Origin of the sequence: Rhizobium sp. BR 249 (assembly GCF_047445895.1) — a bacterium.
Taxonomy (GTDB): domain Bacteria; phylum Pseudomonadota; class Alphaproteobacteria; order Rhizobiales; family Rhizobiaceae; genus Rhizobium.
The window spans coordinates 87,634-111,687 of the sequence record NZ_JARWKX010000004.1 but is presented as its reverse complement, the minus strand read 5'-3'; the positions used below and the strand labels follow the sequence as shown (position 1 = coordinate 111,687).

Annotated in this window: 22 protein-coding genes, 1 other RNA gene and 1 pseudogene; 8 read left to right on the top strand and 16 right to left on the bottom strand. The window is 62.6% G+C overall.

Features of this window, described 5'->3' with window-relative positions; translation table 11 throughout:
- Positions 1-156 precede the first annotated feature (156 nt).
- Positions 157-1,149 (bottom strand): Bug family tripartite tricarboxylate transporter substrate binding protein, encoded by a 993-nt coding sequence (locus QD408_RS05770; RefSeq protein WP_414138632.1) that lies wholly within the window; start codon positions 1,147-1,149, stop codon positions 157-159.
- A gap of 141 nt (positions 1,150-1,290) precedes the next feature.
- Positions 1,291-3,093 (bottom strand): ABC transporter transmembrane domain-containing protein, encoded by a 1,803-nt coding sequence (locus QD408_RS05765; RefSeq protein ID WP_414138631.1) that lies wholly within the window; start codon positions 3,091-3,093, stop codon positions 1,291-1,293.
- Between the two features lie 193 nt (positions 3,094-3,286).
- Here QD408_RS05765 and rpmE point away from each other — a divergent pair, with 193 nt between their 5' ends.
- Positions 3,287-3,508, top strand: coding sequence for a 50S ribosomal protein L31 (gene rpmE / locus QD408_RS05760; RefSeq protein ID WP_009990270.1), 222 nt, complete (start codon positions 3,287-3,289; stop codon positions 3,506-3,508).
- Positions 3,509-3,658: 150 nt separating this feature from the next.
- On the opposite strand, the gene QD408_RS05755 is transcribed toward rpmE, so the two are convergent.
- The 3 genes from QD408_RS05755 to QD408_RS05745 all read right to left on the bottom strand — a co-directional run bounded on the left by QD408_RS05755 (position 3,659) and on the right by QD408_RS05745 (position 6,241).
- Positions 3,659-4,174 carry a DUF1465 family protein gene (locus tag QD408_RS05755; protein WP_088682823.1) on the bottom strand — a complete coding sequence of 172 codons (516 nt, stop codon included), beginning with the start codon at positions 4,172-4,174 and terminating at the stop codon, positions 3,659-3,661.
- Positions 4,175-4,676: 502 nt separating this feature from the next.
- On the bottom strand, positions 4,677-4,868 hold the full coding sequence (locus QD408_RS05750) for a DUF1192 domain-containing protein (protein ID WP_088682822.1): 192 nt from the start codon (positions 4,866-4,868) through the stop codon (positions 4,677-4,679).
- Between the two features lie 74 nt (positions 4,869-4,942).
- Positions 4,943-6,241 (bottom strand): MFS transporter, encoded by a 1,299-nt coding sequence (locus QD408_RS05745; protein ID WP_414138630.1) that lies wholly within the window; start codon positions 6,239-6,241, stop codon positions 4,943-4,945.
- Positions 6,242-6,414: 173 nt separating this feature from the next.
- On the opposite strand from QD408_RS05745, the gene QD408_RS05740 reads away from it, so the two are divergent.
- Positions 6,415-6,579, top strand: coding sequence for a hypothetical protein (locus tag QD408_RS05740; protein ID WP_414138629.1), 165 nt, complete (start codon positions 6,415-6,417; stop codon positions 6,577-6,579).
- Positions 6,580-6,607: 28 nt separating this feature from the next.
- Here the strand turns inward: QD408_RS05740 and QD408_RS05735 are convergent, their stop codons facing one another.
- The 8 genes from QD408_RS05735 to tkt all read right to left on the bottom strand — a co-directional run bounded on the left by QD408_RS05735 (position 6,608) and on the right by tkt (position 16,416).
- Positions 6,608-7,531, bottom strand: a complete 924-nt coding sequence (locus QD408_RS05735; protein WP_414138628.1) for a PhzF family phenazine biosynthesis protein — start codon at positions 7,529-7,531, stop codon at positions 6,608-6,610.
- 366 nt (positions 7,532-7,897) lie between these two features.
- Entirely contained in the window at positions 7,898-8,923 is a 1,026-nt protein-coding gene (locus tag QD408_RS05730) for a class I fructose-bisphosphate aldolase (RefSeq protein ID WP_414138627.1), read from the bottom strand.
- A gap of 225 nt (positions 8,924-9,148) precedes the next feature.
- A complete protein-coding gene (locus tag QD408_RS05725; protein WP_190237454.1) occupies positions 9,149-10,351 on the bottom strand; it encodes a phosphoglycerate kinase in 1,203 nt (400 codons plus the stop codon).
- 70 nt (positions 10,352-10,421) lie between these two features.
- On the bottom strand, positions 10,422-12,296 hold the full coding sequence (locus tag QD408_RS05720) for a potassium/proton antiporter (protein WP_414138626.1): 1,875 nt from the start codon (positions 12,294-12,296) through the stop codon (positions 10,422-10,424).
- A 329-nt stretch (positions 12,297-12,625) separates the two neighbouring features.
- Positions 12,626-12,802: a hypothetical protein gene (locus QD408_RS05715; RefSeq protein ID WP_190237453.1), complete on the bottom strand. Its 177-nt coding sequence runs from the start codon at positions 12,800-12,802 to the stop codon at positions 12,626-12,628.
- A gap of 102 nt (positions 12,803-12,904) precedes the next feature.
- Entirely contained in the window at positions 12,905-13,219 is a 315-nt protein-coding gene (locus tag QD408_RS05710) for a hypothetical protein (RefSeq protein WP_088682815.1), read from the bottom strand.
- A gap of 128 nt (positions 13,220-13,347) precedes the next feature.
- The gene (gene gap / locus QD408_RS05705) at positions 13,348-14,358 is read right to left on the bottom strand and encodes a type I glyceraldehyde-3-phosphate dehydrogenase (RefSeq protein WP_414138625.1); all 1,011 of its coding nucleotides are present in this window, start codon (positions 14,356-14,358) and stop codon (positions 13,348-13,350) included.
- An 84-nt stretch (positions 14,359-14,442) separates the two neighbouring features.
- Complete coding sequence (tkt, locus tag QD408_RS05700; protein ID WP_414138624.1) at positions 14,443-16,416, bottom strand: transketolase; 1,974 nt, start codon at positions 16,414-16,416, stop codon at positions 14,443-14,445.
- A 332-nt stretch (positions 16,417-16,748) separates the two neighbouring features.
- Here tkt and QD408_RS05695 point away from each other — a divergent pair, with 332 nt between their 5' ends.
- The 3 genes from QD408_RS05695 to ssrS all read left to right on the top strand — a co-directional run bounded on the left by QD408_RS05695 (position 16,749) and on the right by ssrS (position 17,646).
- Positions 16,749-17,024, top strand: a complete 276-nt coding sequence (locus tag QD408_RS05695) for a DUF4164 domain-containing protein (protein ID WP_088682813.1) — start codon at positions 16,749-16,751, stop codon at positions 17,022-17,024.
- A 15-nt stretch (positions 17,025-17,039) separates the two neighbouring features.
- Complete coding sequence (locus QD408_RS05690; RefSeq protein WP_088682812.1) at positions 17,040-17,417, top strand: cell division protein ZapA; 378 nt, start codon at positions 17,040-17,042, stop codon at positions 17,415-17,417.
- Positions 17,418-17,487: 70 nt separating this feature from the next.
- A non-coding RNA gene (gene ssrS, locus QD408_RS05685) (6S RNA) lies at positions 17,488-17,646 on the top strand.
- Positions 17,647-17,736: 90 nt separating this feature from the next.
- Here the strand turns inward: ssrS and QD408_RS05680 are convergent.
- The 3 genes and pseudogenes from QD408_RS05680 to QD408_RS05670 form a co-directional block, all read right to left on the bottom strand.
- A complete protein-coding gene (locus QD408_RS05680; RefSeq protein WP_414138623.1) occupies positions 17,737-18,729 on the bottom strand; it encodes an NAD-dependent epimerase/dehydratase family protein in 993 nt (330 codons plus the stop codon).
- Positions 18,730-18,826: 97 nt separating this feature from the next.
- Positions 18,827-19,364, bottom strand: a pseudogene (locus QD408_RS05675) (helix-turn-helix transcriptional regulator).
- A gap of 74 nt (positions 19,365-19,438) precedes the next feature.
- The gene (locus tag QD408_RS05670) at positions 19,439-19,771 is read right to left on the bottom strand and encodes an ArsR/SmtB family transcription factor (protein WP_414138622.1); all 333 of its coding nucleotides are present in this window, start codon (positions 19,769-19,771) and stop codon (positions 19,439-19,441) included.
- 55 nt (positions 19,772-19,826) lie between these two features.
- On the opposite strand from QD408_RS05670, the gene QD408_RS05665 reads away from it, so the two are divergent.
- The 3 genes from QD408_RS05665 to QD408_RS05655 all read left to right on the top strand — a co-directional run bounded on the left by QD408_RS05665 (position 19,827) and on the right by QD408_RS05655 (position 23,764).
- Positions 19,827-20,309, top strand: a complete 483-nt coding sequence (locus QD408_RS05665; RefSeq protein ID WP_414138621.1) for an SRPBCC domain-containing protein — start codon at positions 19,827-19,829, stop codon at positions 20,307-20,309.
- A gap of 103 nt (positions 20,310-20,412) precedes the next feature.
- A complete protein-coding gene (gnd, locus tag QD408_RS05660) occupies positions 20,413-21,444 on the top strand; it encodes a phosphogluconate dehydrogenase (NAD(+)-dependent, decarboxylating) (RefSeq protein WP_414138620.1) in 1,032 nt (343 codons plus the stop codon).
- A 208-nt stretch (positions 21,445-21,652) separates the two neighbouring features.
- Complete coding sequence (locus QD408_RS05655) at positions 21,653-23,764, top strand: mechanosensitive ion channel family protein (protein ID WP_414138619.1); 2,112 nt, start codon at positions 21,653-21,655, stop codon at positions 23,762-23,764.
- Positions 23,765-24,054 lie beyond the last annotated feature (290 nt).

The following is a 24,054-nucleotide window of genomic DNA, read 5'->3' as shown; positions in this document are numbered from 1 at the left end:
CTCCCAAAACGCTGCGTTCCAACCATCAGCGTGACGGAGGCTAGACCAAAATGGTGAGCTTTTCCACTACCTTAATTAGAAATGAATTGCACAGCGTCCAATTGCCGCCGCTTCCATCGGACGCAAGCGAGGCGAGCGGCGGCATGGACCCCGGCGTCACTCCATCTGGATGTTCGCGCCCTTGACGACCGGTCCCCATTTGGCGAGCTCGGCTTTCACATGGGCGGCGAGTTCCTCCGGCGTCGAGCCGACGATGGTGGCGCTGAATTCCTTCATGCGTTCGGCAACGGCCGGGTCCTTGAGCGCCTTGTTGGCCGAGGCGTTGAGCCGCGTCACCACCTCGCTCGGTGTGTTGGCCGGGGCAAAAAGCGCGTTCCAGGTATAGGTTTCGTAGCCCGGTATGCCCGACTCGGCGATCGTGGGCAGATCGGGGAAGGAGGGCGCGCGCTCGGCGGTCGTCACCGCCAGCGCCCGCAGCGTGCCCGCCTTGATGTGGCTGGAGGAGGAAGGCAGGTTGTCGAACATGATCGGCACCTGGTTGCCGATGACGTCGTTCAGCGCCGGGCCGGCGCCCTTATAGGGAATATGCTGCATGCTGACGCCGGCCATGCTCTTGAAGAGCTCGCCGGAGAGATGCAGCGGCGTGCCGTTGCCCGACGAGGCATAGCTGTATTTGTCGGGCTCGGCCTTCAGCAGTGCGATCAGCTCCGGCACGGTCTTTGCCGGCAGTTCCGGATTGACGACCAGCACGTTCGGCACGACGACGAGCAGCGAGACCGGCGCGAAATCCTTCTCCGGGTCGTAAGGCGTCGATTTGAGGATCAACGGATTGAGGGCGTGAGTCGCGACCGTGCCCATCAGGATGGTGTAGCCGTCAGCGTCGGCGCGGGCGACGTTGCCGGCCCCGAGATTGCCGCCGGCGCCGGCGACGTTCTGGACGATCACCTGCTGGCCGAGATCTTCCGACATCTTCTGTGCGACGATGCGGGCGACGACATCGGTCGAGCCGCCGGCGGCGAAGGGCACGACCATGGTGATCGCGCGATCGGGAAAATCCGCCGCAACGGAAGCAGTGCCGAGACCGAGCGTTGCAGTCAGGCCGAGAGCGAGCGCAAGGCCCGTGCGTCGCGTGATATCGGAAAGCGCCATTCCTATCTCCTCCCAAGGATTTCAGCAGCAATATCCCCACCCGGGGCATGAAGAGGGTAGGGCAGAGCGCGCGAAAGACAACCGCAGGGAGGGTGCGGCGGCGTCAAACTTTAGTCGGTGTGTTTGGAGAGCCTATGCCGGTTATTTCGCTGCGGCGAGCACATCCTCGTGGGCGGCATCGAATTGGAGCCGCGCCAGCCGCGCATAGATGCCGCCGTGACGGATCAGGCTCTGATGCGTGCCTTCCTCAACGATGCGGCCCTGGTCCATGACGAGGATGCGATCGGCCTTCAGCACGGTTGCCAAGCGATGGGCGATGACGAGCGTCGTGCGGCCGTCCACGAGGCCGTCGAGCGCTTTCTGCACCAAGGTCTCGCTTTCGGCATCGAGTGCGGAGGTCGCCTCGTCGAGCAGCAGCACCGGCGCATTCTTCAGGATGGCGCGGGCGATGGCGATACGCTGGCGCTGACCGCCGGAGAGCGTCACGCCGCGTTCGCCGACTTCGGTCTCGTAGCCCTTGTCCAGCCGGGCGACGAATTCGTCGGCCTGGGCGGCAAGGGCTGCGGCGCGAACCTCGTCGCGCGAGGCGCCGGGACGGCCGAAGGCAATGTTGTCGTGGATCGAGGCGGCGAAGATGGTGACGTCCTGCGGCACGATGGCGATGCGCCGGCGCAGTTCGTCGGGCGTCGTCAGCCGCGCGTCGATGCCGTCGATCTTCACGCTGCCCTGCTGGGGATCGTAGAAGCGCAGGAGCAGCGAGAAGACGGTGCTCTTGCCGGCGCCGGACGGGCCGACGATGGCGACCGTTTCGCCGGGCGCAATCGCGAAGTTCAAGCCGTGCAGTGCCGATTTGCCGGGGCGGGAGGGATAGGCGAAATGCACGTCGGTAAACTCGACATGGCCCCGGCCGGGCGAAGGAAGAGCTTCCGGATGGGCGGGGGCCGCGATCGGGGAGACTTCGTCGAGAAGCTCGGTCAGCCGGTCGGCGGCACCCGCGGCCTGGGAGAGTTCGCCCCAGACCTCCGACAGCGCGCCGAGCGAGCCGGCGGAGATGACGGCATAGAGCAGGAACTGGCCGAGCGTGCCGGCCGACAGCGTGCCGGCAAGGACGCTGTGGGCGCCGACCCAGAGCACGGCGACGACGCTGCCGAAGATCAGCGTGATGGCAATCCCGGTCAGCAGCGCGCGGGAGCGGATGGCGGCGCGGGCGGCCGCGTATGCGGATTCGACGGCGGCACCATAGCGTGCCGCTGCCGCGTCCTCGCCGTTGAAAGCCTGCACGGTGCGGGTGGCGGCGACCGTCTCGTTGGCGAAGGCGGATGCTTCGGCGAGTGTATCCTGGGCGGCGCGGGAGCGTTTGCGCACCGACCGGCCGAAGGCGACGAGCGGGAAGACGATCAGCGGGATCGCCCCGATGACCAGGCTCGAAAGCTTCGGCGAGGTGACGATCATCATGCCCATAGCGCCGAGACAGAGAATGAGGTTCCTGAGCGCCACCGAGGCGGTGGCGCCGACGGCGGACTTGATCTGCGTCGTATCGGCGGTCAGCCGCGAGACGATCTCGCCGGACTGGTTGACGTCGAAGAAGGAGGGCGACAGCCGCGTCACATGGGTGAAAACATCGCGGCGGAGATCGGCGACGATCCGTTCGCCGATGGTGATGACGAAATAATAGCGCAGCGCGCTCGCGACCGCGAGCACGATCGCCATGACCATCAGCATGGCGAAGTAGCTGTTGATGAAGCGGCCGTCGGAGTGCGTGAAGCCGTGATCGATCATGCGGCGCACGGCAAGCGGCAGCGCCAGCGAGGTGACGGCGGCAAGCGTCAGCGAAATCAGCGCGCCGGCCACGAGGCCGCGATAACGCATGACATATGGCGTCAGCGTGCCGAGCGGACGCAGCGACCGCCTCTTATTTTCCTCAGCCCGTGCCTGTTCTGCCAAATCGTCTCCGTTCGCCCGCAGGACCCGCGCAATGCGGCCTGTTGGCTCTTGTTATCTAGGCGTCCTTCATGTATAGGCACCGCATCCTAATGGGAAGCCGTAGCCATCACGACTGCGGCTTCATTTATTCAAACGGTTCCTTGGCCGCAACTGCATGCGGCAAATTGAACTCCGGTATCGCAGGAAGATTGTTATGAAGGCAGGCATCCATCCCGACTATCACACGATCAAGGTAGTCATGACCGATGGCACCGAATACGAAACCCGCTCGACCTGGGGTTCGGAAGGCGCTGTCATGAACCTCGAAATCGATTCCAAGTCGCATCCGGCCTGGACCGGTGGCAACCAGCAGCTCATGGACCGCGGCGGCCGCGTTTCCAAGTTCAACAAGCGTTTCGGCGGCCTCGGCCTCTAATCGCTTCTGCTGGACAGCAATTGAAAAGGGCCCGGTTCTGCCGGGCTTTTTTGCGTTTGCACACTGCTCGGGACGTGGTTGTCGAATGACAAACAAAAAACCGGCCGCGCGGGGCGCAGCCGGTCCGATATTGAATTCCGGAAGATCCGATCAGTTGTTGCCGAAGGCCGTCTGCAGCAGGGAGAGCTGGGCCTGGACGCTGTTCTGATTGTCGTGAACGATCACGGCTTCGGACGGACGGTAGATTTCACGGTCGAGCAGGGCGATGCGGTTCTGCAGACGCAGCGAGCGCTCGACGAGGTCGCGGAAGGATTCCGGAAGGTCGCCCCAGCCGGGTGCGGCGCGATCGACGTTGAAGCCGTCGAGGCGGACCTTGTTCTTCTCGGCCAGCACCTGATCGCGAGACATTTCGCCGTTGTTGACGGCGCGCTGCAGCAGCAGCCAGGAGGCCATCTGCATGAGGCGGGTGGTAAGGCGCATCGATTCCGCGGCGTAGAGAACGGAGGCCATGCGCGGCAGAACCTTGGAAGCTGCGCGGCCCTGGCCGTCGAGATAGGCGGCGGTCTCTTCAACCAGCGACATGCCTTCCGCATAGAGTGCCTTGAACTGCGAAGATGCAGCGGCGCGGCCTGCAAAACTGATCGTGTTCACTCCAACTTCCGACATCGCAATAGTCCCTGTTGCACGCAGCTACTTATGTTCAGGTAACGCCGGCGCCATGGGAAAAGTTTCCGGGCCGGTCTCTATGCCTCTAAGAATGGTATCATTAGCGGAATTGCGCAAGTCGTTTCTTAAGAAAGGGTTAATCTCCACAGTTTCGTGGAAAGCCGCTGAAATAGCAAAAAGAAGAGCCGCAAAAGCGGCTCTCAAGGTAAAACAGGGAGAAAAATCAGACCAATTCACCGCTTGGAAAACTGTCTGAGAACCCAGAGAAAATCTGGACGAGTACAGTAATATCTTAGAAAGCTTAATAATTTATTAACATTGTGCCGAATCAAGACTTGAGGGCGGCTCATTTTACTATCCAGCGCCTTGTTTTCTCTGGGTTTCAGCGCGACATGCAGCTCATGCATGTCGCCCGGAAGCGTGCAGCGATTCCGGGACAACGGCATGCATGGAAACGAGGAGTTGAAGCGCGTCGCTTGAATTGGGTTTAACGGGACGCGCTTTAAGAGCGGAAGAAGCTTTCCGCCGCCTGCCGCCCCGAGGCCTTGCGGGTGGCCTCGGCTTCGAGCCGGGCGATCTCCGCTTTCAGCAATTCCACCCGTGCTTTCAGCTCATCCACCGAAAGCATGGAGAGATCGGCGCCGATCTCGTGGGCGGCCTTTTTCTGCGGCCGGTCGTCATCGATGAAGCTCATGGTTCCTCCTCCGTTGCCGGAATGTCGTCCTTCGCAATTTTGAACGCAAAACCGCTGCGCTTTGCTGGAATTGCTCAGCCGAACTTTACAGCAGGATCGCCGCTTTCGGGAGACTTTCCGGTTTCAGGAGATTTTCCGGCGCCGCGATCGGCCAGCGACATGCTTTGCGGCGTCAGCATCGGCGAGGTGCCGGTCGGGATCGTCGTGTAGGCGTCGCGGTCGCTTGCCGGCACGGCGGCGCGGATGCGGCTTCTGATGATGGCATAGACGGTGATCAGCAGGTGGGCGATGGCGGTGACGAGAAAGAGCGCATGCGGGGTGATCGCCGACATGACCGGGCCGCCGATCGTTGGGCCGATCACCGTGCCGATGCCGTAGAGCAGCAGCAGGCCGCCAGAGACCTTGACGAAATCCTCGGCCGCCGCGAAGTCGTTCGCATGGGCGACGGCGATCGGGTAGAGCGTGTTCGCCACCGCGCCATAGAGAACGACGAGCCCGATCAGCAGGGCGGCAGACGTCGGATGGATCAGGAAGATCAGCAAGCCGGCAACGGCTGCGATCGCCGACATGGCGGCCAGCACGTAGCGCCGGTCGATCCGGTCGGAAAGCCGGCCGGCCGGCAGCTGCATCAGCGCGCCGGCGAAGATGGTGGCGCTCATCATGACGGCGATGCTGGTATCGGAGAGGCCGGCGCCCGCGCCGAAGACGGCGCCGAGCGTGCCGTAGGCCCCGTTGGCGATGCCGACGAGCAGGATGCCGAGGCAGGAGACCGGCGAGTTGCGGTAAAGCGCCGGCAGATCGAGGCGCACCGCCTTCAGCGGCTGCGGCGAAGCGGCGGTCGACAGCGTCGTCGGCAGCATGGCGATGCAATAGAAGATGCCGCAGATCATGAAGAGCACCGGTGTGCGCACATCCTCGAGCGGGATCATCATCTGGCCGCCGACGACACCGAGCAGCGTGATGCCGATATAAAGCGAGAAGATCGCGCCGCGGCTCTCGTTGCTGGCACGCTCGTTCAGCCAGCTTTCGATGATCATCGAGGTGCCGGCGGTGGAGAAGCCGGTCACGGCGCGCAGGACCACCCACCAGAACGGATCGATGATGATGCCGCTGACCAGCGCGATGATGGCGATGATCGAGATGAAGCCCGAGAAGGCTCTGACATGGCCGACACGGCGCACCAGTTTCGGCGCCACCAGGCAGCCGATGACGAAGCCCCCGGCCCATGAGGTGCCAAGCAGGCCAAGGGTCGTCGTGGCGTAGCCCTCGATATTGCCGCGCACCGGAAGCAGGATGCCCTGCAGGCCGTTGCCCATGAAAAGGAAGAGCGTGCCAAAGAGCAGCGCGGCGACGGACAGCAGGTTTCTCTTCATTTCCCCGACTCAGGTCTCAAGCGATTGACATGGACATAAGGCAAGACCTGCTTCAGCCCAGCCTCAAGATGATTGATTGTGCCCCGGAATGTCTTTACGGCGTGTAGTGATCCTCTTGTTCGCGCGGAAAAATGTCTGTCCTGTGGCATTCCGAAAAACGGAAAAAATAAAGCATGACAAAGCTGATAGCCTTGCTGCTCATCCTTGCCATGGCGATACAGGTGATCAAGCCGCTCGCCCTTCCCGGCTTCAGGCGGCGGATGGACTTCTGGAAGATCGCGCTCTTTGCCTTCGGCATCTGGGCAGTGGCGTTGCTGTCGCGCGATTTCCTGATGTAAATCGGATGCAGGGCCTGATCTGCGATCGTCAGTCCCGTAGCGTGATTTCTCCACGCATGACGAAAACGCAGCTTCCCGAGATCACGACATCGGTGACGATCCCGCCGGATTTTACGATATCGAGGGCGATGACGCTGCGGCGGCCCATTTCGACGCCCTGCTCGACGGTGATGCTGACCTTCATATCGGCCTCGGGCGCCAGCGAGACGAGATGGGCGCCAAGGGCCGCCGAAGCGCTGCCGGTGGCCGGATCCTCCGGCACATTGTCGAGCGGCGCGAACATACGGGCGCGGATCTTCCACGGATCTTCGGCTGTCCTGGCATAGACGAAGAGCGAGAAGTCGTGGCCGCTCGTCGTCTGCCGGCCGGCGGCCGCCTGGAAGCCCGCAAGGTTCGGACGGGCGGCGGAGAGCGCCTCGAGCCCGTTCAATTCGGCGACGGCGAAGTTCAGGCCGACGGAGGCAAAGACCGGGGCATGTGTGGTCGTGAGGACGAGGCCGGGATCGAGTGAGACGCAGCGGGCGACGGTTTCCTCGGCGATGATATCGCCGATCGTCAACGGCTGCGGCGCGCGGATGGCTGCGGCCGCGACCTTTCCGCCGTCGCGTTTCAGGTTGACTTCGACGATGCCGGCCTTTTCCTCGAAGCGCAGCGTATCGCCGACCGGCCTGCCGAAAATCTCCGGCTGTTGACCGAGCACATAGGCGGTGCCGACATTCGGATGGCCGGCGAAGGGGACCTCCATCGTCGGGGTGAAGATGCGCACGCGGGCGGAGTTCTTTGGATCTTCCGGCGGCAGGACGAAGGTGGTTTCGGAATAATTGAACTCCGTGGCGATCTTCTGCATCGCCGCATCGGTGAGGCCGCGCGCATCGGAGATGACGGCAAGCGGATTGCCCTCGAAGCGCGTGGAGGTGAAGACATCGACGGTGACGTAGGAAATGGTGTCCATAGCGGCTCCTCTTGCAGCGGGCCGTTATGAATAATCACGATTTTTCGCGGGACGAAGCGGTTTCTTGTCGCCGAGACAATGCCGAGGGCTGTCTATCGCGTTGCGCTGATTTTTTACGCAGATTCGTCGGATGGGGAGTGCGAGGCCTCTCCGAACTCCCTCATTCCTGTGCTCGTCACAGGAATCCAGCCACGGCGCGTCTGCGCCGTGAATGAATCAATATCTCAAGGGAAAGGGTCTTCCGCGCCCAAAGACTTGGACGAACTGGATTCCTGTGACAAGCACAAGAATGAGGGAGGCGAGGGGATTAGGCAAGAGCAGCAACGTTGTGGTTGCTGCTCTTGCCCGAATCCCAGATGCAAAAACTCAGGCTGCCTTTTCCAGGTCCTTCTTCCAGCTGCCCTTGGCGGCGAGGCTGTTCATCTCGGCGCGGTGGGTGAATTCGCGCTGGCCAGCGGCGACGTTTTCCGGCTTGCCGTTCCAGGCCTTGAGCGCGCTGTCCTGCAGGGCGCGGCCGTAGGAGAAGGTGACGAACCAGGGCAGGTCGGCCGTGGCGTTGATGGCCGAAAGGTGCGCGCTCGCCTCTTCGGTCGACTGGCCGCCGGAGAGGAAGGCGATGCCGGGAACGGCGGACGGAACCGTGCGTTTCAGCACCTGTACGGTGCGTTCGGCGACTTCGGCGACCGAAGCCTTGCGGGCGTTCTTGCCGTCGATGACCATGTTCGGCTTCAGGATCATGCCTTCGAGGCTGACACGGGCATCGGCCAGTTCCTCGAATACGATGCGCAGCGTGGATTCGGTGACTTCGGCGCAGCGGTCGATATCATGGTCGCCCGGCTTGCCATCCATCAGGCATTCCGGCTCGACGATCGGAACGATCTTGGCTTGCTGGCAAAGAGCCGCATAGCGGGCAAGCGCCTGAGCGTTGGCGCGGACCGAACCGCGGGTCGGCAGCGACGAGGAGATGGCGATGACGCCGCGCCACTTGGCGAAGCGGGCGCCGGCTTCATAATAGCGGGCGAGGCGCTCGCCGAGGCCATCGAGGCCTTCGGTAATGGTTTCGCCGGGGAAATTAGCCATCGGCTTGGCGCCGGTATCGACCTTGATGCCGGGAATGGAACCGGCGGCGCGGATGATGTCGACGAAGGGCGTGCCATCGGCAGCCTTCTGGAACAGCGTCTCTTCGAAAAGGATGACGCCGGAGATATATTTCTTCATCGCCTCATCGGAGCGGAAGAGCATCTCGCGGTAATCGCGGCGGCTGGTTTCGGTCGATTCGAGATTGATCGTGTCGAAACGCTTCTTGATGGTGGAGGTCGATTCATCGGCAGCAAGCAGTCCCCGGCCGCCTGCAACCATCTGCACTGCAATATCTTCCAGTCGTTCGCTCATCTCGTTCTCTCCACTGCATGAAACATCGGCGGTTTAAGAATATAGGACGGCGATAACAGAAGTTTATAGAGAGGAAAATGGAAGCCTAAGTCACTGAAACGATTGAAATCAATTCAATCGTTTGAAAAAATGGGAATTTTTCCGCGCCTTGAGCAAAAGACCGCGGAAGGCTTCTGCCCGCCGCGGTCTATCCACATGTAAAACCTGTCAAATCAGGCTTGGCAGTTATTTGCTGGCGTTGAGGACCGCGACGCCGGGAAGCTCCTTGCCTTCCATCCATTCCAGGAAAGCGCCGCCGGCGGTGGAGACATAGCTGAACTCGTCGGCAACGCCGGCATGGTTGAGCGCCGAGACGGTATCGCCGCCGCCGGCAACGGAAGTGAGCTTGCCGGCGGCCGTGCGCTCGGCGGCGTATTTTGCGGCAGCGACGGTTGCGGCATCGAAGGGCTCGATCTCGAAGGCGCCGAGCGGACCGTTCCAGACGAGGGTCGAAGCGCGCTCGATCCAGGCATTGATGGCCTGGACGGATTTCGGGCCGACGTCGAGCACCATGGCATCGGCCGGAATGGCGTTGATGTCGACCGTTTCGTTGGCCGCGCCTGCCTTGAATTCGCGCGCGACGACGCCGTCTTCCGGCAGGATGATGGCACAGCCTGATGTCGCGGCCTCGATCATGATCTGCTTGGCGGTATCGGCAAGATCATGCTCGCAAAGCGACTTGCCGACATTGGTGCCGCGGGCGGCGATGAAGGTGTTGGCCATGCCGCCGCCGATGACGAGCGCATCGACCTTCTTCACGAGGTTCATCAAGAGATCGATCTTGGTCGAGACCTTGGCGCCGCCGACGATGGCGACGACGGGGCGGGCGGGAGCGCCGAGACCCTTTTCCAGCGCTTCCAGCTCGGCCTGCATGGTGCGGCCGGCATGGGCCGGCATGTGGTGGGCTAGCCCCTCGGTGGAAGCGTGGGCGCGGTGGGCGGCGGAGAAGGCGTCGTTGACGTAGATATCGCCGTTGGCGGCGAGCGCCTTGATGAAATCGGGATCGTTCTTTTCCTCGCCCTTATGGAAGCGGGTGTTTTCCAGGAGCAGGATATCGCCGTCATTCATCGCGGCGACGGCGGAGGCGGCGGCCTCACCGATGCAGTCGGAGGCCGTCAGAACGGCATGATCGAGCACTTCCTCGACGGAAGGAGCGATCAGCGACAGCGACAGGTCCGGCGACGGGCCATCCTTCGGCCGGCCGAAATGGGCAAGCAGGATCACCTTTGCGCCCTTGTTCGACAGTTCGAGGATCGTCGGCGCCACACGCTCGATGCGGGTCGTATCGGTGACCTTGCCGTCCTTGACCGGGACGTTGAGGTCGACGCGGACGAGAACGCGCTTGCCGCTGATATCGGAAAGATCGTCGAGGGTCTTGAAAGAAGGCATGGGGAAGATCCAGTCTTGGTTGGCGGAAGTCGCGCAGACCATAGCAAGGATCATTCGAGACGCAAGGCGTTCAACGGCCGTTTTCGCGCTTGGCTTCGTCGCGTCCGGCCGATGCTTTCGGCGCGGTTTCGGCGGCTGCGGCTTCCCGGTTTCGGCGTCCATTCAGCCGGTCGCGGATGCGTTGGATGATGTCCTTGAGATTGATGAAGATCGGCAGCGTGATCGCCGGTTCGACCGCTTCCAGCGACATGCCGACGGAAGTGATGTGGTCGTGCTCGTCGAGATCGCGGACGATCAGGATGATCGAGCCAAGGCGGACGCGGTCGGCATAATCGGCCTTGCCGCCGAGGCGCTGCCGCATCAGTTCGGCAATCGTCAGCCCCTTTTCGGATTCGTTGAGCAGGCCGGGCCCATAGGCGGCATCGAGATCGGCGGCGGGGCGGGCGGGCGAGAGCGCGAAGGCGCCGAAGAATTCGGCATCGTCCTCATCAACCGGCGCGCGGCTGGCGAAGAGGCGGTCGAGCAGGCGGGAATAGCTCGGCACGATGAAGAGATAGACGAGATCGTTTTCGCGCAGCCGCCCGGCATATTGGTAACGCATCGACTTGCCGTCGCGGATGACGAGCGAGGGTGTCGCCCAGCGCGGAATGCGCTCGCCGCGCAGCACCGGGCTGTCCTTGATGACGCGGTAGGAGAGCAGTTCGTGGTTGGCCGCACCCGGCAGGTCGACCTCGACCTTGTCGACGGCGCCGATGCGCGGCGGAATGATCAGGCCGAGCTTCTTGGCGACCGGCTTGATCGTCCAGCCCTGGACGAGCAGGGAGACCAGCACGATGATGAAGGCGGTGTTGAAATAGATCTGGCCGTTTTCCAGCTTGCCGAGGATCGGCATGATCGCCAGCAGAATGGATACGGCGCCGCGCAGGCCGACCCAGGCGACGAAGCCGATTTCCTGCTGCGTGTAGTCGAAAGGAAGCAGCGACAGCCAGACGGCCAGCGGCCGGGCGACGAAGATCAGGAAGAGGGCGAGCAGGATGGCCGGCACGATGATGACGGGGAACTGCGACGGCGTGGCGAGCAGGCCGAGCACGAGGAACATGATGATCTGCGCCAGCCACGTCATGCCGTCCTGGAAGCGCTTGATGGTGCCGATCGCCTGCATCTTGCGGTTTCCGGCGTAGATGCCGGCGACGTAGACCGCGAGGAAACCGCTGCCGCCGACCGTGCCGGCGAAGGAGAAGACGAGCAAAGCGAGCGCCAGCACGAAGATCGGGGTCAGGCCGCGATCGGTATCGAGCTTGCTGACGATCAGCACGATCATCATGCCGCCGAGCAGGCCGAGGATGACGCCGAGTCCCATCTGCTGGATGAACATGGCGAGCATGCCGATATTGATGCCGGAATAGCGTTCGCCGCTCGCCAGCACTTCGACAAGGGCGATGGTGAGGAAGATCGCCATCGGGTCGTTGGTGCCGGATTCGACTTCCAGTGTCGAGCGCACCTTGTCACGGATGTTGATGCCGCCGATGCGCAGCAGGAAGAAGACGGCGGCGGCATCCGTCGATGCGACGATCGAGCCGAGCAGCAGGCCTTCCAGCCAGGTGAAGTTCAGCAGCCACATGGCGGCGACGGCAAAGAGCGAGGCGGTGATCAGCACGCCGACCGAGGCGAGGGTGAGAGAGGGCACGGCCGCGAGCCGGAAGGCCTGCATCGGCGTGCCGAAGCCGGAATCGAACAGGATGACGGCAAGCGCGATCGAGCCGAGAATATAGGCGAGGTAATTGTTGCTGAATTCGATGCCGAGGCCGTCGACGCCGGCGGCAAGGCCGATCATCAGGAAAAGCAGCAGCAGCGGAGCGCCGAAACGGAAGGCGAGCAGGCTGGAAAAAGCGGCAAGAAGCACGAGCGCCGTCGCGACCAGCACCACGATATAGAACGCTTCCATGCCCACCCCTTTCCATCGACTGCTTCGCGGATACGGTCACCCCCGACCGATCCGTCCGTCTCAACCCCTCCGCCGCGCGCGTCGATCCACCAGTAAACGGCAAAACGGCAGAGAAGGGTAGGCCTTGCGGCTTAACCTCGTCTCGTGCTGCATCATGCTGCTGAACGGCTGCCGGACGGCCACCGACACGGAAATGCTACGGGAGAAACTCTCTACAAAGAATGTATAAGAAAATCAGGCAAGAGGAGGGCGAAATGCGGGAAGCTTCGATTTTTCCTGGCGGTATCCGCCAAGCGCAGCAGGACAGACACATTCCTCCATGCGGCCCGTCAGAAGACCGCCTGAAGTATGATGACGGCGAGAAATGAGAGACCGATGAAGGCGGCGACCGAGACGACCAGACGATTGGCCTTCGCCAACACGGCAGGTTTGACGTCCCGCTTGGGGTGAAACCGCTGCCGCCGCTTCAGGGTGGTCTGGGACAAGCGTTTTTGCGCCTCTGCCATCGATCGCCTCCACTTGGATCATCTCAGCCATTTTGCAGCGCTATGCATTTCTCAGTCTATCACGCTTGGCCGGCGTACCGGAAGATCGATGCAGATCGACTGTCAGTCTTCGGTGTCTTCGCTCCCATCGGTCAGGTCTTCGACCGGGACCAGGAAGACGACGAACTCGTCGTCGATGGTCCTTTCCGGATCGTCGTCGAATTCATAGGCGTGCTCGACTTCGCTGGCTTCCTCGGCGGTTGCCTTGCGCAGGCTGAGCGTCGCCTTGCGGTCCCAGAGCGGTTTGCCCTCGGACTCCAGGATGGTCAGGTCGTCGCGAAAATCTTCCGCTTCGAAGAAATGCGTGGCTTCCTCATGGTTTTTCGAACGGAAGCTGGCGACGGCGCGGCCGGCGATTTCAACGGTAAAGTAATCCATCCATCCCTCTTTATCTCCCCGGGTGCGACGGCGGCTCCGGGGTTGTCAACAATGCCACGACCGGCTTCAGACGCCTATAACAAAACGGCCCGGTTTCCCGGGCCGTTCATGATTTTCAGTTATCCGCCTCAGATGAGCTTGGCGAAGGCCACGGCCGTGTCGGACATGCGGCTGGAGAAGCCCCACTCGTTGTCGTACCAGGTGAGGATGCGCACGAAGTTGCCTTCCATGACCTTCGTCTGATCGGTTGCGAAGATCGACGAATGGCTGTCATGGTTGAAGTCGCGGGAGACGAGCGGCTCGTCGGTGTAGCCGAGAATGCCCTTCAGCTTGCCGTTGGCGGCAGCCTTGATGGCCTCGTTGATTTCGCCGACCGTGGTCGCCTTCTTGGCGACGAACTTGAAGTCGACGACCGAGACGTTCGGGGTGGGAACGCGGATCGAGGTGCCGTCGAGCTTGCCCTTGAGGTGCGGCAGCACGAGGCCGACGGCCTTCGCAGCGCCCGTCGAGGTCGGGATCATCGAAAGCGCGGCGGCGCGGGCGCGATACAGGTCCTTGTGCATCGTGTCGAGCGTCGGCTGGTCGCCGGTGTAGGAGTGGATCGTCGTCATGAAGCCGTGGTCGATTCCGACGGCGTCGTCGAGAACCTTCACAACCGGCACCAGGCAGTTGGTGGTGCAGGAGGCGTTGGAGATGACCATGTGCTCCTTGGTGAGCTGGTCATGGTTGACGCCGAAAACGACCGTCAGGTCAGCGCCGTCGGCGGGAGCCGAGACGATGACGCGCTTGGCGCCGGCCGTCAGGTGGGCGGCGGCCTTGTCGCGGGCGGTGAAGATGCCGGTGCATTCCATGGCGATGTCGACGCCGAGCTCGCGGTGCGGAAGCGTTGCCGGATCCTTGATCGCCGTGACCTTGATCGGCTTGCCGCCGCCGACGATGATCGTGTCGCCTTCGACCTTCACTTCGGCCGGGAATTTGCCGTGGATCGAGTCGTAACGCAGCAGATGGGCGTTGGTCTCGACCGGGCCGAGGTCGTTGATGGCGACGACTTCGATGTCGGCGCGGCCGGATTCGACGATAGCGCGGAGGACGTTACGGCCGATGCGGCCGAAACCATTGATGGCAACCTTGACTGTCATGTTCATTCACTCCCGATAGAATAGCGCCCGATAGGCCGGGCGGCCTGGAATTGAGGAGATGGAGAGCGCCTCAAGGCGCTCTCATTAAAGCTTTGCTTCCGCGGCCGCAACGACAGCGTCGGCGGTGATGCCGAAATGCTTGTAAACGTCCTTCACCGGCCCGGAAGCGCCGAAGCCCTTCATGCCGATGAACGTGCCTTCCGGCCCGATGAAGGCATCCCAGCCTTCGCGGACGGCGGCTTCGACGGCGATCTTGACTGGGGAGTTGCCGAGCACCTGCTTACGATAGGCTTCCGGCTGTTCGAAGAACAGTTCCGTGCAGGGAACCGATACGACGCGGACCGTCACACCCTTGGCTTCGAGCGCTGCGCGGGCGGCAATGGCGATTTCGACTTCGGAACCGGAGGCGAAGATCGTCACCTTGGCGTCGGCATTGCCGGCGAGCGTATAAGCACCCTGTTCGCAGAGGTTCTTTTCGCTGTATTCGGTGCGGGCCGGGCTGAGGTTCTGGCGCGTCAGGGCAAGGCCCGACGGACGGTTGTGCGTCTTGATGGCGATCTGCCAGCATTCCGCCGTTTCCGTGGCGTCGGCCGGACGGAAGACCAGCAGGTTGGGAATGGCGCGCAGGCCGGCGAGCTGTTCGACCGGCTGGTGCGTCGGGCCGTCTTCGCCGACGCCGATCGAGTCGTGCGTCAGGACGTGGATGACACGGATGCCCATCAGCGCGGCGAGGCGGATCGGCGGGCGGCAATAATCCGAGAAGATCAGGAAGCCGCCGCTATAGGGAATGAGGCCGCCATGCAGCGCAATGCCGTTCATGGCTGAGGCCATGCCGTGCTCGCGGATGCCCCAGTGCACATAACGGCCGGCGAAATCCGTCGGCGTGATCGAGTGCATCTGGCTGGTCTTGGTGTTGTTCGAGGGCGTCAGGTCAGCGGAGCCGCCGAGCGTTTCCGGCAGGAAGCCGTTGATGATCTCTAGCGCGTCTTCGGATGCCTTGCGGGTCGCAAGCGTCGGCCTGGTCTCGGCGAGCTTCTTCTTATATGCGCTGATCGCGGCGTCGAAACCATCGGGCAGTTCGCCTGCCATGCGGCGGGTGAACTCGGCTTTGGCAGGAGCCTTGGCGAGGCCGTCTTCCCAGGCCTTGACGAGGTCGACCGAGCGGGTGCCGGCCGCACGCCAGCTGTCGAGAACGTCAGACGGGATGACGAAGGGTTCGTATTCCCAGTTCAGCGCCTTGCGGGTGGCGGCGATTTCGTCGGCACCGAGCGGATTGCCGTGAACCTTGTGGGTGCCCTGCTTGTTGGGGGCGCCGAAGCCGATGACCGTCTTGCAGGCGATAAAGGTCGGGCGGTCGGACTTGTGGGCCTCTTCGATCGCGGCGGCGATGGCGGCCTGATCGTGACCGTCGATCTCGATCGTGTTCCAGTGAACGGCCTTGAAGCGGGCGATCTGGTCGGTCGAATCCGACAGCGAGACGGCGCCGTCGATGGTGATCGAGTTGTTGTCCCAGAAGAGGATCAGCTTGTTCAGCTTCAGGTGGCCGGCAAGCGCGATCGCCTCATGGCTGATGCCTTCCATCAGGCAGCCGTCGCCGTTGATGACGTAGGTGTAGTGGTCCTGCAGGTCAGACCCGAACTCCTCGCGCAGCTTGCGCTCGGCGATCGCCATGCCGACGGCATTGGCGATACCCTGGCCGAGCGGGCCGGTGGTGGTTTCGATGCCTGTGGCATGACCGTATTCCGGATGGCCGGCGGTCTTGGAGCCGATCTGGCGGAACTGCTTCAGATCCTCGACGGTCATGTCGGGATAGCCGGTCAAATAGAGCAGCGAATAGAGCAGCATCGAGCCGTGGCCGGCGGAGAGCACGAAGCGGTCGCGGTTCGGCCAGTGCGGCTTCTTCGGATCGAACTTCAGATATTTGGTGAACAGGACCGTTGCCACGTCAGCCATGCCCATCGGCATGCCCGGGTGGCCGGAATTCGCCTTTTCAACGGCGTCCATGGCGAGAAAACGGATCGCATTCGCCATCCGGTCGTGTTGTTCGGGAGAGGTCATGGCTTTTCCGCAAGCTCCGGGGTGTCGGGGGATGGCCTCGAGCCTCCAAGGCCATCGATGAAAGCGGCTGAGACATACCAGTTAAGACGGGCAAGTCAATAAATGGCAGGCCGAATCCGGGTGCGCTGCGGCATTTTTTGACATTTGATCGCGCGATTGTACAAATGACAAATCTTGCGCGGTGGACAGCGGGAAAGCGCTCATCCACAAGATAGGCCGGCCGGCAGGTGACAGGATTTATTGACGGGCCGTTGGCGAGCTGCATATCCTTTTGAAATCACAGGATCGGCTTTCGGTGTCGATTCGCGGGTCCTGCACGGGAAGCGGAAGGCATGACGCCCACAGGCAAAACCATGGAAGCAGCGCTCAATGAGCTGAGGCAGGCGATTTCGAGCCTTGAGAACGCCGTCGACATGCGCGTCGAGCGGGAGCGGGAGCAGGGCGAGATCGAAGGTGAGGTTCGCCGTGTGCATGCCGACCGCTCCCGGCTGGCGCAGGAGCTCGACCAGGCCGAATTCCGCGCCAACCGGCTGGAAGAGGTCAATCGCGAGGTGTCGCGGCGGCTGGTGACGGCCATGGAGACGATCCGCGCGGTTCTGGATCGCTGATAGAAAGATTGTGGCATGGCGCAGGTAACGGTAACGATTGACGGCAAGGCCTATCGCATGGCCTGCGAGGAAGGGCAGGAGGATCACCTGACCGATCTCGCCACCCGCTTCGATCGCTATGTCGGCCATCTCAAGAGCCAGTTCGGCGAAATCGGCGATCTCAGGATCACCGTCATGGCCGGCATCATGATCATGGACGAGATCTCCGAGCTGACGCGCCGCATCGCCGGGCTGGAATCCGAGCTGGAGTCGTTGCGCAGCAACCGCGATACCGTGCTTGCCGCGACCGCTCGCACCGAGGAAAACCTCGCGGCGGCGCTCAGTGAGGTTTCGAGCCGCATCCGCGGCATTACCGACAAGCTGAACGGCCGCTCTGCCCCCGAGCTCAACTGATCTCAATATAAATAGAGGTGGCCCGCCGTCGCCACTGGCGCGTCAGCGCAAACGTCCTTATATATCGCCGTGCGGTCTGCGCCTCTCGACAGGAACCACAATCCCTGGGGCCATACTCGATCCAAAGGGAGCTGTCCCTGGCCAGGCCCGTGGGCCTGGACACACGGCGCCCACCTACGTTTGTAGGCACCCAGGATCGTAAACATCCATCGGCTGTCGTGGATCGCACCTTTCCCTCATATAGCCAACGAAGACGCCGATGGACGGGCGGAAGCAATCTCGTGTGTCTTGGATTTGGCTTCTCCCATCCTTCACAGATCTATTGACGGTGGTCGATCGGATAAGGTCCTTCGGTGAAGACTTCCTCGTGATAACCCTTGGAACCGACGTCGAGCGCCAGCGGACTTCGCCATTCGCGGTTCTCACGCAGGCAATCGAGCAGGAAGCGGAAATCATATCGCGGCTGCCAGCCAAGTTCGCGCCTTGCGCGTTCGTTGACATAGACGCGATCGAGCGTGGGGAACATCTTCCAGCCGCGTTCGGCATAGAGGGCGCCGGCATCCGGAAAGAGCCGTTCGACGACAGCGGGCGCGTCTTGCCGGAGTGCTGCGAGATCGCCTGACGAAAAGGGCGTCGTGGCCGAGACGATGTAGCGGCCGAAACCGATGGCCGGCGCCCTTTCGAGCGCGAGCAAATGGGCGCCGACCACATCGCTGATATCGACGCGGCGATGAAGCAGCTCGTTGCCCTGCGCATTTTCCGCCGAATATCTATTGCGGATGCCGGGATCGTCATCGCTTTCGGGAAAGAAACGCGACGTCCTGAGGATGACGACGGGCAGACGGGATTTGCGGGCGAAGAGTTCGCAGACGCCTTCGGCGGCGAGTTTCGTCACGCCGTAGATGTTTCTCGCTACAGGGAGCACGTCTTCGGTGATCCATGCTGCGGGTTTGCCTTCTGCCGGCGTCAATGCGGCGCCAAAGGCGCTGGTGGTGTTGGTGAAGACAAAGCTCGAAACGCCGGCGGCGGCGGCCTCTTCGAGCAGGTTCAGCGTGCCGCCGACATTGGTGTCGAGGAAATCGCGATTGCCGTGCGTCGCCACATGCGGCTTGTGCAGCGTCGCGGCATGGAGGACGTGGCTGATGCCTGACATGGCCTGCCTGACGAAGTCGCGGTCGCCGATCGATCCGATCCTGTCGGTAAAGGCCGAGGGCTTGATGTCGATGCCGCGCGCCCACCGGCTCTGCGCTCTCAAGGTGCGCATCAGCGCCTCGCCGAGATGTCCCGCACTTCCCGTCACCAGTATCGTCATCGCATCCTCTTCTGACCCTTCGGCGGTGGACGCTATAAAGGCCGGGGTCTGGGGACAACGCATAAATTATGCATGGGAATGCAGGAAAGCTGCAGGCTCAGCCGATTGTCGTGACGAGGCGGCCGGCGCTGCCGTCGGGGAAGGGTGATCCGCTCCCATGTCACCCGGCCGGCTGCGATCGGCATCGATGCATTGTCGTTGGCGCCGGTTTCGAACGTCAGCGACAGAAGCCTGCCCTCATGCCAGCCACGCTCCTCCAGGGACTGCTCGGCGGCGGCGATTTCAGCGGATGCGTAGGAGAAAAGCGAGCGGCCGAGAAAGGCGGCGAGCGGTGCGCGCCATTCCGCCTGGCGCGGGCGGGAGGCGGACAGCAGCCGGTGGGTGACGTCGCAGATCAGGTGCACCGGCCGGACGGAATCCTCGACCAGCCGCTTGAGCGCCACATCGGCCGCAGCATGTCGCGACGAGGCAAAAATCCGCTCCAGCCTGACGGCCTGCTCCGGCGAGAGGGGGAACTGATCGCGCTCCCAGCGCGAAACGGTCGCCTGGTTGACGCCGAGGAGCTCGGCGAGATGCTGCTGCTTCATGCTGCGCAGCAGCCGCATGCGGCGAATGTCTGCCCCTGATATCGTCATCTGCGCTGCATCCCATGTTTTCTGCCAGAAGGTTTCGGCGAGCCGGCAGGCAGGTCGGTCCGGCAGCCGGATCTTTATTCCGGCTGGCCTTCGAGATCGTTTCTCAGCCGGTCGAGGATCGATAGCGCGTGGCCGGCATAGGCGCTGATCCAGCGATCATAGATTTGCTTGATCGGCAGGCTGTTCAGGTGGTTCCAGCGTTCGCGGCCTTCTTTCCTGGCGACGACCAGCTCGGCGTCCTCCAGCACTTTCAGATGCTGCATCACCGTGCAGCGGTCCATCCCGGGAAACATCTCGCAGAGCGCGCCCGTCGTGCGGGGGCCGTCCTTGAGGAGATCGAGGATTTCGCGGCGGCGATGATGCGCCAGTGCCTTGAAAACGGGGTCGTCTTTCGATTCGCTTGACATGTTATATTTTTATAACATAATGAGGTCAGGCACAATGGAGAAGAGGAGAAGTATCATGTCTCTCGGAATCCGCGTTTCCGGCCGTATCGGCCGTCCTGTCGCAGAGGTGTTCGACGCAGTCGTCAATCCGAAGAAGCTTAGCAGCTATTTCACCACGATCGGCGGGGCGAGCGCGCCGCTCGTTCAGGGTACGACGGTGACCTGGTGGAAGGATGCGCCGGTCGAAGTGGTCGAGCTGGTGCCTGAAAGCCGCATCGTGCTCCGCTGGGATGGCGGCACGGCCGAGGACAAGACGACATACAAGACGCTTGTCGAGATGAACTTCAAGCCGCTGGAGGACGGCGGCACGCTGGTGACGATTGCCGAAAACGGCTGGCGCGAGGATGAGGCCGGCCGGCGCGGCACCTATCTCAACTGCGAAGGCTGGACGCAGATGCTTTGCAGCATGAAGGCCTTCGTCGAATACGGCATCAATCTGCGCGAGGGCATGTTCCTCAGCGAAATGAAGGGCGAGCCGGCCGGCGCGCCGGATGCCTGACGAGCGGCCGGTCTGGCGGGACCGCCAGACTTCGCTTGCCTGTCACACTGCGGATGCTAATTTCCGGAGTCGATACTTCATCTCGGTTTCCAGGAGATTCATTATGCAGCTTGGTATGGTTGGTTTGGGCCGCATGGGCAATTACATGGTCCAGCGGCTGATGCGGGGCGGTCACGAATGCGTCGTTTATGACGCCAGGCCGGAAAGCGTTGCCGAGCTTGCAGGTCTTGGGGCGACGGGCAGCGCCTCGCTCGAGGAGTTCGTCTCCAAGCTTAGCCACCCCAGAGCGATCTGGCTGATGCTGCCGGCTGCGATCGTCGACAAGGTGCTGGCGAGTCTGGTGCCGCTGCTGCAGAACGGCGATATCGTCATCGACGGCGGCAATTCCTATTACCATGACGACATCCGCCGCGGCGCCGAACTCATCACCAAGGGCATTCATTATGTCGACGTCGGCACCAGCGGCGGCGTCTTCGGCCTCGAGCGCGGCTATTGCCTGATGATCGGCGGCGAGAAGGGCACAGTCCAGCATCTTTCGCCGATCTTCGCGACACTGGCGCCCGGCGCCGGTACGACGGAAGCCTCGCCGAACCGTTCCGCCGAAGCGGCTGCGGCGAGCACCGCCGAGCAGGGATACCTGCATTGCGGCCCGCATGGCGCCGGCCATTTCGTCAAGATGGTGCATAACGGCATCGAATACGGCCTGATGGCCGCCTATGCCGAAGGCCTCAACATCCTGAAACACGCCAATATCGGCGCTGTCTTGCACGCGGCCGATGCGGAAACCGCGCCGCTCGCTCATCCCGAACATTTCCAATACGACTTCAATCTGCAGGATGTCGCGGAAGTCTGGCGCCGCGGCAGCGTCATCACCTCCTGGCTGCTCGATCTCACGTCTGATGCGCTGCATGCCGACCCGGCGTTGTCGAAATATGCCGGTCGCGTTTCCGACAGCGGCGAAGGCCGCTGGACGATCATGGCGGCAATCGACGAAAGCGTGCCGACGCCGGTGCTGAGTGCCGCGCTCTACGGCCGCTTCTCCTCGCGCGACAACGACGAATTCGCAAACAAGGTGCTGTCGGCGATGCGCGCGGGCTTCGGCGGCCACGTGGAAAAGCCTGCTCCGAAAACCTGAAGGCTGGGCGTCTCCTTTCGTGGAGCAGGATGCGGTCGCCACGCCGCAATGGCGGGCTTGACGGCCCGGCTCGGGTAGGCGGCGACGGCGTTCTTTCCTAGCCATCGGTATGGTTTTCCTACCGCTTGCTGGCGGCAACAGTCGCGGGTATCCATTGCAAGATGTCGGCTTGGCTTTGTGCACGCCGGCACTTCATTGGAGGGCGGTCATGAAGCGTGGCAGGGCAGGAGGCTTGACGGCCGCCATATCGGGCATACTGGCATTCATTGCGCTTTTTTCTGCGGCTTCGCCCGGCTTCTGCCAAACGCCGGCGCAAGCGCCGGCCGCGGCCGCCCCGCCGGCTGAGGTGCGTCAGATGATGCAGCTCATGCAGACGCCCGAGGTCAAGCAGTGGATGTCGACGCAGATGGCGGCCACACCCGCGGCCAATGCCGCGTCTGAAAATCAGATGTCGGTCCTGTCCGGTCTGCTGCAGCATGCCCGCCGGCACGTCTCGATGGTTTCCGATGCGGCGATGACGTTGCCCTCGCAGATCGGCAATGCATCCTTGCTGTTCTTCGGCGAAATCGCGGCCACCGGCTGGCCGCGCATGGCGGCACAGTTCCTGGCGATCCTCCTCTTCGGCGGCATCGTCGAAAGCATTGCCCGTTATGCCTTTCGCCGCCGTCGCCGTCGGTTGTCCCAGATGGCGGGCATGCATCTGGCGCCGCGCGTCATCCCGGCGCTGATCTTCGCGGCGGCAACGGTGTTTGGGCTTCTCAGCTTCAGTTGGCCGCCGATCAGCCAGAGCATCGCGATCGTCGTCGTCGTTGCGCTGATCGTCCAGCGCTTCACGATTTGCCTCGGCGGCGTGCTGGTCGATCTCATCCGGCTGGCGCGGGCCGAGGAAGAACGGCAGGGCGTCACCGCTCCGGCCATGCCCGGGCGTGCCGTGGCGCTCTTCTGGTATCGCCGCTGCGCGGTCTTCGTCATCTATTTCATTTTCGGCTGGGCGGTGATCCAGTCGACGGAGCCGCTCGGCTATACCCCGAGCGGCCGGCTCCTGATCGGCTATTTCCTCGGCATCGGGCTGCTGCTGATCGCAATCGAGGCGGTCTGGTCGCGGCCTCACAAGGATGATGAGCGCGGTCACGGGATCTCGTGGGCGTTCACCGTCTATTTCCTGCTGCTGTGGAGCATCTGGGTCGCAGGTTTCAACTGGCTGCTCTGGCTCGGCATTTATGCGCTGCTGCTGCCGCGCGTGCTCGCGGTTTCGACGCTTGCGGTGAAATCGCTCCGGCAGACCGAAGCGAGCTTCCTTGCCACGCGCCGCATTGCGACCGTGCTGCTCGACCGCGGCGTGCGGGCGCTGATCATCGGCTTTGCCGCCATCTGGCTCGGGCGGATGCTCGGCGTCGGCGCCGACACGATGGCCGCCGGCGATAGGATGGCCGACAAGATCGCGCGCGGCGTCATCGGCGGCGTCGTCATCCTGCTGGCGGCCGATCTGCTCTGGCATGTGGTCAAAGCCTATATCGACGGCAAGCTGCTCGATTCTCCCCTGGACGGCACGGCGACGGACGAGGAGAAGGCCAAGCGCGCGCGGATACAGACGCTGCTGCCGATCTTCCGCAACATTCTCGCCGTCGTCATCGCAGTCATCGCCGTGCTGATGGTGCTGTCGGGTCTCGGCATCGAAATCGGGCCGCTGATCGCGGGCGCCGGCGTCGTCGGCGTCGCGGTCGGCTTCGGGGCGCAGACGATCGTCAAGGATGTCATCAGCGGCATGTTCTATCTCTGGGACGATGCCTTCCGCGTCGGCGAATATATCGAAAGCGGCAGCCATAAGGGCGTCGTCGAGGCCTTCAGCCTGCGCTCGGTGAAGCTCAGGCATCACCGCGGGCCGCTGACGACGGTGCCCTTCGGCGAACTCGGCGCGGTGAAAAACCTCAACCGCGACTGGACGATCGACAAGATCAGCCTCAACGTCAAATACGACACCGATCTCGTCAAGGCGAAGAAGGTGATCAAGCAGATCGGCCAGACGCTGCTCGAAAACCCGGAATTCGGCCCGCATATCATCGAGACGCTGAAAATGAAGGGCGTCGAGCAATTCGGTGAATTCGCGATCGAGATCCGGCTGTCGATGATGACGAAGCCCGGCGAGCAATTCGTCATCCGCCGCAATGCGCTGGCGATGATTCGCAATGCCTTCAAGGAAAACGGCATCGAATTCGCCGTGCCGACCGTACAGGTGGCGGGCGATCGAGACGCGGATCTCGATGCCGCCGTGGCGCGTTATGCCGCGCATGCGCGGGCCGGCGGCGAGCCCGCCGCATGAGGTCATATCGTCGCGGCAGCTTCGATCGGCAGGTCGCCAAAGGCGGATATGGCGAAGGTCCGGCCATTAAACGGGCGGAAACCTTCTCTCGCCTCTCAAATCCTCGTTAAAGCTCTTTGCAAGCTTACGAAAATGCAATGCGCCGTTCGGCCGGTCTGCGCAAATTCGCCCCAATTGAGGATGATGGAGGCGCAGGCGGCGGGGCTGGGGCAGCGTCGGGCATGGCTTCATAGAGCTTATATGCCTGTCATGTTACGTCTTTCGGAATGATCCACCGTCAGCTGGCAATT